Source organism: Nonomuraea sp. NPDC049419 (assembly GCF_040676995.1).
GTDB classification, from domain to species: Bacteria; Actinomycetota; Actinomycetes; order Streptosporangiales; family Streptosporangiaceae; genus Nonomuraea; species Nonomuraea salmonea.
This window is the reverse complement of the sequence record NZ_JBFAQB010000001.1, coordinates 1,134,555-1,144,535: the sequence shown is the minus strand read 5'-3', so window position 1 is coordinate 1,144,535 and position 9,981 is coordinate 1,134,555. Positions and strand designations below refer to the sequence as shown.

The window sequence follows — 9,981 nt, the reverse complement described above, 5'->3', positions numbered from 1 at the left end:
TCGGCGGTCGCCGACGACACCAGGGCCTCCATCGCCAGCTTGACCCGCGGCGCCGTCCGTCCACCGGTCACGGCGTAGGGGCGGACGGGCGAGGCGGGGTCGGGATTCAGCTGCGACTGGGATTGAGGTTGAGGTGGAGGAGCCCAACCGCCGCTGTTCCATCTGGGGTCCGACACGTACATCACCTGGTCTGGCTGGCGCGCAGCTCCGCACGCACAGCCGGAGTCAGCACCTGACCGGCGCGATCGACCATCAGCGTCATCTGATACGCCACCAGACCCATGTCACAGTCCGGCGCCGCCAGCACAGCCAGACACGAACCATCACTGATCGACATGATCAGCATCAGCCCGCGCTGCATCTCCACGATCGTCTGATTGACCGCACCCCCCTCGAACACCCGCGCCGCACCCTGCGTCAAAGACACCAAACCCGACGCGATCGCAGCCAGCTGATCAGCACGATCAGCAGGGAAACCCGCCGACGCCGCCAACGGCAGACCATCGGACGAGACCACCACCGCGTGCGCGACGCCGGGGACCGTGTTGACGAAGTCGGTGATCAGCCAGTCGACTCCACGCGCCGCGTGGCTGAGATCGTTCATGCGTCCTCCTCCCTTTCGTTCTCCTTAGGGCCTGAGGGACCTGAGGGGAACGCCCTGCCCTCGGTGATGTCGTCACGTGCTGCTCTGAAGCCCTGCTGGAAGCTCGACAGCCGGTTGCGCACCCGGTCGGGCGAGACCGTCGGCATCGGCGAGACGCCCTTGGGCGAGGCGGCGGTGTCGGCCGAGCCGGGCACCAGGTTCGCCTTGGGGACCCGCTTGGGCAGGCCGTTCACCGTGGCGCCGTCGCGGGTGGGCTCGCGGGCGGCCGCCTCCGCCGCGCTCCATGCGGCGTCCGCCTTGGAGGAGCCCCAGCTCGCGCCGTTGGCGCCGAACCAGGCCGACTCCACCGCCGAGTAGATCGGCAGGTGGTCGTCGGTGCGCGGCGGCGGGTCGCCGCCGAGTCCAGGCTCGGACTGGTACTCGAAGCCGGGCCGCTGCGGCGGCATGGTGTCCTTGCCCCAGCCGCCGGGCGGCGCCTCGGGCGTGGGCCGCCTGGGCAGGCCGTTCTCGCCGTTCCACGCGTTGCGCGGCGGCGTCCACACGTCGCCGGCGTGCGGCTCGGCCGGCCAGGCGGTGGGGTCGGGCTGCCACGAGGGCGAGCCCCACGCGCCGCCCGAGTCCTGGCCGGACGCCGGGGGCGTGCCCCACGCGCCGGCGCCGTCCTTGGCCGGCGGGGTGGCGCCCCAGGCGGGGTCCTGGCCCGGCGCTCCTGACGGGGGCGAGCCCCATCCCGCGCCGGCGTCCTGGCCGGGCGGAGCGCTCCATCCGGCGTCCTGGCCCTGCGGGGGCGGGCTCCAGCTGGCCGAGCCCTCCGGGTTGGGCGACGGCCAGCCGGAGCCGAACTCCGGGCTCGACGGGAAGGACGGATGCCCGGGGCCGTACTGCACCGCGGGTGGCTGCGGCCAGTCCGTGGCGGGCGGCGCGGGATGGGGCCCCGAGTACGGCTCGTCCCCTCGTGGCCCGCCGCTCGCCGCGCCCGCCAGGGCCGGCGGCTGGTTGCCGGAGAAGGACGGCATGCCGCTGAAGTTCGGCGCCTGGGAGCCGAGCATGTTCTCGGGGATGAGCACCATCGCGGTCAGGCCGCCCGAGCTGTGCGGGCGGAGCTGGACGCGGATGCCGTGGCGGTGCGCCAGCCTCGCGACCACGAACAGGCCCATCCGGCGGGAGACGGAGACGTCCACGCTGGGCGCCTCCATCAGCCGCTCGTTGGCGGCGACCAGCTCCTCCTGGGTCATGCCGATGCCGGAGTCGGTGATGGAGAGCATCACGCCGCCGCCGTCGATCCTGCTGCCGGACACCGTCACCCTGGTCTCGCGCGGCGAGAACGACAGCGCGTTCTCGACCAGCTCGGCGAGCAGGTGGATGACGTCGTTGACGGCCTGGCCGGCCACTGACACGCCGTCGGGCACCTGGAGCACGACCCGCTCGTAGCTCTCGACCTCCGACAGGGAGGCGCGGGCGACGTCCACGATCTTGACCGGCTGGCTCCAGCGGCGCGGCGGGTCCTGGCCCGCCAGCACGAGCAGGTTCTCGCTGTTGCGCCGCATGCGGGTGGCCAGGTGGTCCAGCTTGAACAGGTTGCCGAGCCGCTGCTCGTCCTGCTCGCCCTGCTCCAGGCCGTCGATCAGGGTGATCTGCCGCTCCACCAGCGTCTGGCTGCGGCGCGACAGGTTCACGAACATCGCGTTGACGTTGCTGCGCAGCCGCGCCTCCTCCCCCGCCAGCCGGACCGCCTCGCGGTGCACCTCGTCGAAGGCCCGCGCGACCTCGCCGATCTCGTCGTGGGTGTCCACCCCGATGGGCGCGACGGGACCGATCGTGCCGTCGCTGCTCTCGCGCAGCTGCCGTACGGTCTCCGGCAGGCGCTGCCCGGCGATGTCGAGCGCCTCGCGGCGCAGCCGGCGCAGCGGCCTGATGAGCGAGCGGGCGATGAGCGAGATGATCGCGATGACCACGATCAGCAGCAGCAGGATGAGCCCGCCAGAGATCATCGCCGAGCGGTTGGCGCCCTCCTCCAGGCCCCTGGCCCGCAGGATCACCGAGGACGACAGCTCCCGCTCCACGGTGCGCAGCGCGTCGATCTTGCCGGTGCTGACGTCGACCCAGGTCGCCACGTCGCGGTCGGCGCGGCCACTGATGCTCAGCTCCTTGTCGCCCTCCGTCGCCTGCGCCATCGCGCGCAGCCGGAACAGGTCGGTCTGGTCGACGTCCCTGCCGACGACGGTGTTGCGGTAAAGCTCGAGCTGGTCGAGGGTGGCCAGCGTGGCGAAGAGCGTCTCCTCGCTCTCCTCGCGCGACTTGGCGTCGGTGAGCGCGTCCAGCTCGCCGCTGTCGAAACCCTTCTTGTCCAGCGCGGCGGCGAGGATGCCGCGCTGCTTGGACGCCTGCTCCTTGGCCCTGGAGATGGCCGCCATCGCGCTGGCGGAGTCGGCCACCTCGTCGTCCACCGCCACCTGGCCCACCTGGTCGTGGAACTGCAGGAGCGCCGAGATGATCTCCGAGTACTTCCTGATCATGGGCAGCGGCTGGATCTTGCCGTTGACCGCGGTCTCGCGCAGCGTCGGGATCTCCTCCAGCCGGCGCAGCACCGGGCGCACGGCCTCGCCGTGGGAGTCGCCGAGCGCGTTGGCCTGCTGCTTGGCCTCGTCGATGAGGCCGTTCACCTGGCTGTAGGTGGTGCGCAGCTGTGCCTCGCGGTTCTCGGGCCGGCCCTGGGCGATGTAGAGGGCGGTCTCGTCGCGTTCGAAGCCGAGCTCGTGGGTGACGGCCCCGAGCTGCTGGCTGAGCTCGGCGACCTCTCTGAGGGTCTGGTAGGTGCGGGCATCGCTGAGCGAGGTGATGACGTTCAGCCCGCCCAGGCCGACGGCGACGGCGGTGGGCACGACGATCAGCGCGATGAGGCGCGACCGGACATGCCAGTTCCCCAGTCCGAACCTGCCGGAGGAAGGTTTGGACAGCCGTCGCTTCTGATGGCCGTGCGGCTCGCGGTCAGCGGAAGCTTCAGCGTTCTGCGTTCTCACTTGCCTTCGCAACCTCTCGCCCTTTGAGGGAAATTCTCGGGTGGACCAGCGGTATTGCAGGTGGGGCACATTTCGTACGGCGACATATCGAGATAAGCGTCATTTGAGCACACGGGTGAGGAAGGGCCAACCACTACTAGTGCCCCGATGAGGTGTTTGTCCCTAGATGTCCAGAAAATATGACAGAATCGGTAGACCACCTACGACCAGCGGAAACAGGCAAGAGGAGATCGTTCCGCGAGCCACCTCCCGACTCGCAGAAGAGATCGAACGACCGGCATCATGGGTAACGGAAGTCCCGGCTGACACCCCTTTCCCAAAACAGACAAACGTCAAGATCTCGTACGGCCGCCAAAATTTCACGATAGAGCGACAAACAGACATTGCAACCTCAAGTGTCTGCTTTCCGATAAATGACCGGCAATTGGTGCTACCGTCGATCTCTGTTGTGCGTCAGGCACACAGTCCCCGGGAGCAGAAAGCCGCCCGGTTCCCCCCTGGCTCCATCCGAAGGGAGTCCCTGACATGAGGTTTGGCCGTTCCGCCAGGGCCGCCATCATCGGCTTCGCTTTGACGCTCGGTGCCGTGGCATGCAGCTCGGGCGGCGCCCCGAACACCAGCGCCCCTCCGTCCGCGGACGCGGCGGGTGGGCTCGAGAAGACCCAGCTCAAGATCGCCACTTTGCCGGCGATCGACAGCGCCGCCATCTACGTGGCCATCGACCAGGGCCTGTTCGAGAAGGAGGGCCTGGAGGTGACGCCACAGGTCGTCCAGGCCGCTCCCGAGGCCATTCCCATGCTGGTCAAGGGTGAGATCGACGCGATGTTCGGCAACTATGTGTCGATGTTCGCCGCCCATGACAAGCAGGCGCTGAAGCTGCGCATCCTGGCCGAGGGCTCTCGCGCGGCCCCCGACTCGCTCAGCATCATGGCCTTGCCCGACTCGCCCATCAAGACGCCGAAGGACCTGGAGGGCAAGACGATCAACGTCAACGTCCTGCACAACTTCCAGGAGCTGGCCCTGACCCAGGTGCTCAAGGCCAACAACGTCGACCCCGCCACCATCAAGTACGTCCAGGTGACGTTCCAGAACATCATGCCCTCGTGGAAGGGCGGCCAGATCGACGCCGCCTACCTCGGCGAGCCGATGGTCACCGCCGCCACGGCCACCATGGGCGCCCGCAAGATCCTCGACCCCGCCTCGGGTCCCGCGGCCGAGTTCCCCATCTCCGGCTACGTCGGCACCCAGGAGTGGTACGACGAGAACCCGAAGACCGCCGCGGCCTTCCAGCGGGCCATCCACAACGCGGGCAAGCTCATGGCCAACAACCGTGAGGTCGTGGCCAAGGTGCTGCCCAACTTCACGCAGATCGACGCGGCCACGGCCGCCACGGTGACCTTCCCCTACTTCTCCAGCAACGACAACCCGGTCCGCCTCCAGCGGGTGGCCGACTGGATGCTGGAGGCCAAGTGGCTGACGAAGGCCATCGACGTCAAGACGCTCATGTCGCCCACCACGTCCGGGTGAGCGCCCAGACCCTGTCCCCCGCCCGCCCGGCGTCGCCGGCCACCCGGTGGTCGCGCCGGGCGGCCGGGGCGCTCGCCTTCGCCGCGCTGATCGAGCTGCTCAGCAGGACAGGGCTCGCCGACCGCGAGTTCCTGCCGCCCGCCAGCGAGATCGTCACCCGCGCGGTCACGCTGCTGGCCGACTCCGCCTTCCAGGCCCACGCCCTGACCAGCGCGCTCGCCTGGGCGATCGGGCTGTGCCTGGCGGCCGTGCTCGCGGTGCCGCTCGGCCTGCTGCTGGGCAGCGTGCCGATCATCGACGCGGCCACCCGCTCGGTGGTGGAGTTCCTGCGGCCGATTCCTTCGGTCGCGCTGATCCCGCTGGTGGCGCTGGTGATCGGCACGGGGCTGCAGCACCGTGTCGCGCTCGTCGTCTACGCCTCGCTCTGGCCGATCCTCTACAACACCATGTACGGCCTGCGCGGCGTCGACCCCCTGGCCAAGGAGTCGCTGCGCTCGTACGGCTTCGGCCGCCTGGCGGTGCTGCTGCGCGTCAGCCTGCCGAGCTCGGCGCCCTTCATCCTGACGGGCGTCAGGCTTGCCGCGGGAGTGGCGCTCATCCTCACCGTGAGCACCGAGATCGTGGCGGGCCGCGGCGAGGGCATCGGCGTGTTCATCTTCTTCGCCGGCATCGCGGTGCCCGCCCGCATGACCGACATCCTGGCCGGGGTGTTCTGGGTGGGCCTGTTCGGGGTCGCCGTCAACGCCCTGCTGGTCTGGGTGGAGCGGCGCGCCTTCCGCTGGCACCACGAGCAGCTCGGGGAGCGCGCATGAGGAGGAGAGGCATGCGTACGGCCGTCTTCCGCGTCCTCGTGCTGGCCGGCCTGATCGCGGTGTGGGAGGTGGCCACGCTGCTGGCCGCCAGCCCGTTCTTCCCGACGCCGAGCACGATCGTGACCCGGATGCACGCCATGTGGTTCTCCGGCTCGCCCGCCACGCTCTTCCTGACCGACGCGGCCATCGGCAACATCCTGCCCAGCCTGGGCAGGATGGCGCTGGGCTTCGCCGGCGGCGCACTCGCCGGGGTGCTGCTCGGCCTCGCGATCGGCCTGTCGGCCCGGGTGTACGACTACCTCGACGGCGTGCTGCAGTTCCTGCGCGCGATCCCGCCGCCCGCGCTGGTGACGGTGTTCCTCGTGGTGTTCGGCTTCGGGATGCGGATGCAGCTGGCGTTCATCGTCTTCAGCATCGTCTGGCCGGTGCTGCTCAACACCGCCGACGGGGCCCGCTCGGTGGAGCCGCTGCACCTGCAGACCTGCCAGGCGTTCCGGCTGTCGCGGGCCGAGCGGCTGCTGCGGGTGGTGGTGCCCTCCGCGCTGCCCAAGATGTTCGCCGGGCTGCGGCTGGCCCTGTCGCTGTCGCTGATCGTCATGGTCTTCTCCGAGCTGCTGCCCGGCACCACCAACGGCATCGGCTTCCAGCTCACCGACGCGTACTCGACGTTCGACCTGCCCGCCATGTGGGCCGGGATCGTGCTGCTCGGCATCCTCGGCTACCTGCTCAACGAGCTGTTCCTGGTCGTCGAGCGGCGCGTGCTCGCCTGGCACCGCGCCGCCGGGGACCTCGTCGGTTAGAGTCCCTGAGGTGCGGACGATGATCGTGGGCGGCGGCATCGGGGGGCTCAGCACGGCGCTGAGCCTGCACGCCGCCGGGCTCGACTGTGTGGTGGTGGAGGCGGCCCGCTCGCTGCGGCCGCTCGGCGTGGGCATCAACCTGCAGCCCCACGCCGTACGCGAGCTGACCGAGCTGGGTCTCGGCGGCGCGCTGGCGGAGCTGGGCGTGGAGACGACCTTCATGACCTTCGCCGACCGGCACGGCAACGTCATCCTGGCCCTGCCGCGCGGCAGGTCGGCCGGCTACCGGTGGCCCCAATACAGCGTGCACCGCGGCGAGCTGCAGCTCGCGCTGCTCGCGGCGGTCGAGGAGCGGGGCGTGCCGGTGCGCACGGGCGTCAGGTTCGAGGACCTCGCACAAGACGGCGACGGCGTGCGCGTCACGCTGCGCGAGGGCGGCCGGGTGGTCGAGGAGCGGGCCGGTGTGCTGGTCGGCGCCGACGGCGTGCAGTCGGCGGTGCGGGCGCGGCTGTGGCCGGCGGGTGGCCCGCTGCTGTGGTCGGGGATCCGGATGTGGCGCGGGGTGGCCGAGGGCGAGCCCATCCTGGACGGCGCCACCGTCCTGGTGGGCGGCTCCAACCGGGCCGGGAAATTCGTCACTTATCACATCTCGGCGCGTAATCCGCGGCTGATCAACTGGGTGGCCGAGGTGAAGGTGGGCGAGGTGAGGGTGGGCGAGCCAGGAGCCGTTCCCGAGGCCGACTGGTACCGCGAGGGAAGATTGGCGGAGGTGCTGGCGCATTTCTCGTCATGGAAGTACCGCCTCGCCGACATCCATGCTTTGCTCTCCGCCACCGACCGGATACTCGAATATCCGATGGTCGATCGTGATCCGCTGCCGCAATGGGGGCGCGGACGGGTGACGCTGCTCGGCGACGCCGCCCATCCGATGTACCCGATCGGCTCCAACGGAGGGTCCCAGGCGGTGCTCGACGCGCGGGTGCTGGCCCGGTGCCTGGCGACGTACGACGACCCGGACAGCGCGCTCGCGGCGTACGAGGAGGAGCGCCGCCCGCCCACGTCCGAGCTGGTGCTGGCGCACCGGGCGCTGCCCGTCGACGAGACGGTCACGCTGGTGACCGAGCGTGCGCCCGACGGGTTCACCGAGATCGGCGACGTGCTGGCCGAGGAGGAGCTGGCCGCCATGGCGGGCGCGCAGCGGCGCATCTCCGACGCGGACGTGCGCGCCCTCAACGAAAGGGAGTCCTGGAGTGTGTGAACGGTCGATGGCCGTGACGTTCCGGCGAGAGTAAGATCGCGCCCTGAATAGGTTCACCTGACTGACATGTCCATCATTTACCGCTCCGCTAGAGTCATTTCCGACTCTGAAAGAGTTGCCGCACTGCCCGCGGTCTCGCCCCCCCTAGGAATTCCATTGCTCGAGATAGAGAACCTTTCCCATGTGTACGGCGGCGGTACTCCCAACGCGCACCACGCCATCGAAGGACTCAACCTGAGCGTCGCCGAGGGCGAACTGCTCTGCATCGTCGGCCCGTCGGGCTGCGGGAAGTCCACGCTGCTGCGCTCCATCGCCGGCCTGATCACCCCGACGGGCGGGCAGGTCAAGGTCGAGGGCAACCTGGTCCGCCAGACGCCCGACAACCTCGCCGTGGTCTTCCAGGACTACAGCCGCTCGTTGTTCCCCTGGATGTCGGTCGCCGACAACGTGGCGCTGCCGCTGCGCCGCAAGAACATGGACAAGCGCCAGCGGCGCGAAGCCGCCCAGGAGGCGCTGGAGTCGGTGGGCCTGGAGGGCGCGGGGCGCAAATACCCGTTCCAGCTCTCCGGCGGCATGCAGCAGCGCGTCGCCATCGCGCGGGCGCTGGCCTACCGGCCCACGCTGATGCTCATGGACGAGCCGTTCGGCTCGGTGGACGCCCAGACCAGGGAGGACCTCGAAGACCTGGTGCTGAAGGTGCGCGGCCACCACCAGATGACGATCGTGCTCATCACCCACGACATCGACGAGAGCGTCTACGTGGGCGACCGGGTGGTCGTGCTGTCGAAGGCGCCGGCGCACGTCGTGGGCGACCTCAAGGTGGACCTGCCCGCCCCGCGCGACCAGATCAGCACCCGCGAGCACCCCGACTTCGTGCACCTGCGCGCCGAGGTCGGCCGGCTCGTCCGCGGCCACGCCACGGTCTAGCCGCTCACGACGCAGCAGGGTGCCACCCGGCGATCGGGCGGCACCCTGGCGTGTCGTCAGACCGGCGAATGCATGTGGCGGGTCAGGGCATGCTCCACCAAGGTGATCAAGGTGGACTTGACCGACTCGCGCTGCCGGGCGTCGAGCCGCACGATCGGGATGTGGTCGCCGATCGACAGCGCCTCCCTGATCTCGTCCTCGGCGTGCGCGAACTGGCCGTCCCAGCCGTTGATGCCGATCACGAAGGGCAGCTTGGCCTCTTCGAAGTAGTCGATGGCCGGGAAGCTGTCGGCGAGCCTGCGGGTGTCCACGAGGACGACCGCGCCGATGGCGCCGCGGACGAGGTCGTCCCACATGAACCAGAACCGGTGCTGCCCGGGCGTGCCGAACAGATAGAGGATCAGGTCGCGGTCGAGAGACACGCGGCCGAAGTCCATCGCGACGGTCGTGGTCGTCTTGTTCGGCGTGAGCGAGACGTCGTCGACGTGCGCCGAGGCGTCCGTCATGACCGCCTCCGTGGTGAGCGGCAGGATCTCCGAGACCGCACCCACGAATGTCGTCTTCCCCACGCCGAAGCCCCCGGCCACGACGATCTTCGTCGAGGTTAGGCCGGGGCTAGAGCCTGCGAAGTCCACTGAGCACCCTTTCGAGCAAGTTGAGGTCCGGCTTTCCCGCGTCCAGCGCAGGCTGGTGCACGCGGATCAGGCCTTCCGACGCCATGTCGGCGATCAGCACCCGGACCACGCCAAGAGGCTGGCGTAAAAGGGCGGAGATCTCGGCAACCGACCGGACGTTCCGAGTCAGCTGAATGATCGCCTGATACTCCGGACTTAGTAGGGAAATGTCTTGGTATTCAGACGTCACGGAGGACACAAGTGCCTCCATGGCGAACTTCATCCGCGGCGCCGTGCGCCCCCCGGTCACGGCATAGGGCCGTACCAAGGAGCTCGGCTTCTGCGGACGGGGAGCCGCCGGATGCGGCGGAGTGCTATCACCAGCCCAACCCTGCTGACCTGACACCATGTTCTCCTGT

The 9,981-nt window shown here is 69.5% G+C and carries 9 protein-coding genes and 1 pseudogene; 5 read left to right on the top strand and 5 right to left on the bottom strand.

The genetic code is table 11. The features are described 5' to 3' along the window. The 3 genes and pseudogenes from AB0K12_RS05310 to AB0K12_RS05300 all read right to left on the bottom strand — a co-directional run. Window positions 1–182 (bottom strand): annotated as a pseudogene (locus AB0K12_RS05310) (DUF742 domain-containing protein); the annotation flags it as partial. After that, the gene (locus tag AB0K12_RS05305; RefSeq protein WP_364555720.1) at window positions 182–604 is read right to left on the bottom strand and encodes a roadblock/LC7 domain-containing protein; all 423 of its coding nucleotides are present in this window, start codon (window positions 602–604) and stop codon (window positions 182–184) included. The pseudogene AB0K12_RS05310 and the gene AB0K12_RS05305, both read right to left, overlap by 1 nt. After that, the gene (locus AB0K12_RS05300) at window positions 601–3,486 is read right to left on the bottom strand and encodes a nitrate- and nitrite sensing domain-containing protein (RefSeq protein WP_364555719.1); all 2,886 of its coding nucleotides are present in this window, start codon (window positions 3,484–3,486) and stop codon (window positions 601–603) included. The genes AB0K12_RS05305 and AB0K12_RS05300 overlap by 4 nt, the downstream gene beginning before the upstream one ends. Window positions 3,487–4,149: 663 nt before the next feature. Here AB0K12_RS05300 and AB0K12_RS05295 point away from each other — a divergent pair. From AB0K12_RS05295 to AB0K12_RS05275, 5 genes are all read left to right on the top strand, one after another. Then, the gene (locus AB0K12_RS05295; protein WP_364555717.1) at window positions 4,150–5,151 is read left to right on the top strand and encodes an ABC transporter substrate-binding protein; all 1,002 of its coding nucleotides are present in this window, start codon (window positions 4,150–4,152) and stop codon (window positions 5,149–5,151) included. After that, entirely contained in the window at window positions 5,148–5,963 is an 816-nt protein-coding gene (locus tag AB0K12_RS05290; RefSeq protein WP_364555716.1) for an ABC transporter permease, read from the top strand. Before AB0K12_RS05295 ends, AB0K12_RS05290 begins: the two co-directional genes overlap by 4 nt. 11 nt (window positions 5,964–5,974) lie before the next feature. After that, on the top strand, window positions 5,975–6,763 hold the full coding sequence (locus AB0K12_RS05285; protein ID WP_364555714.1) for an ABC transporter permease: 789 nt from the start codon (window positions 5,975–5,977) through the stop codon (window positions 6,761–6,763). 19 nt (window positions 6,764–6,782) lie between these two features. Continuing rightward, a complete protein-coding gene (locus tag AB0K12_RS05280; protein ID WP_364555757.1) occupies window positions 6,783–8,021 on the top strand; it encodes a flavin-dependent oxidoreductase in 1,239 nt (412 codons plus the stop codon). Between the two features lie 183 nt (window positions 8,022–8,204). Beyond that, window positions 8,205–8,948 carry an ABC transporter ATP-binding protein gene (locus AB0K12_RS05275; RefSeq protein WP_345397938.1) on the top strand — a complete coding sequence of 248 codons (744 nt, stop codon included), beginning with the start codon at window positions 8,205–8,207 and terminating at the stop codon, window positions 8,946–8,948. Window positions 8,949–9,004: 56 nt separating this feature from the next. Here the strand turns inward: AB0K12_RS05275 and AB0K12_RS05270 are convergent, their stop codons facing one another. Beyond that, window positions 9,005–9,583, bottom strand: a complete 579-nt coding sequence (locus AB0K12_RS05270; RefSeq protein WP_355421430.1) for an ATP/GTP-binding protein — start codon at window positions 9,581–9,583, stop codon at window positions 9,005–9,007. Further along, window positions 9,564–9,971, bottom strand: coding sequence for a DUF742 domain-containing protein (locus AB0K12_RS05265; RefSeq protein WP_245956307.1), 408 nt, complete (start codon window positions 9,969–9,971; stop codon window positions 9,564–9,566). Before AB0K12_RS05265 ends, AB0K12_RS05270 begins: the two co-directional genes overlap by 20 nt. Window positions 9,972–9,981: the final 10 nt, after the last annotated feature.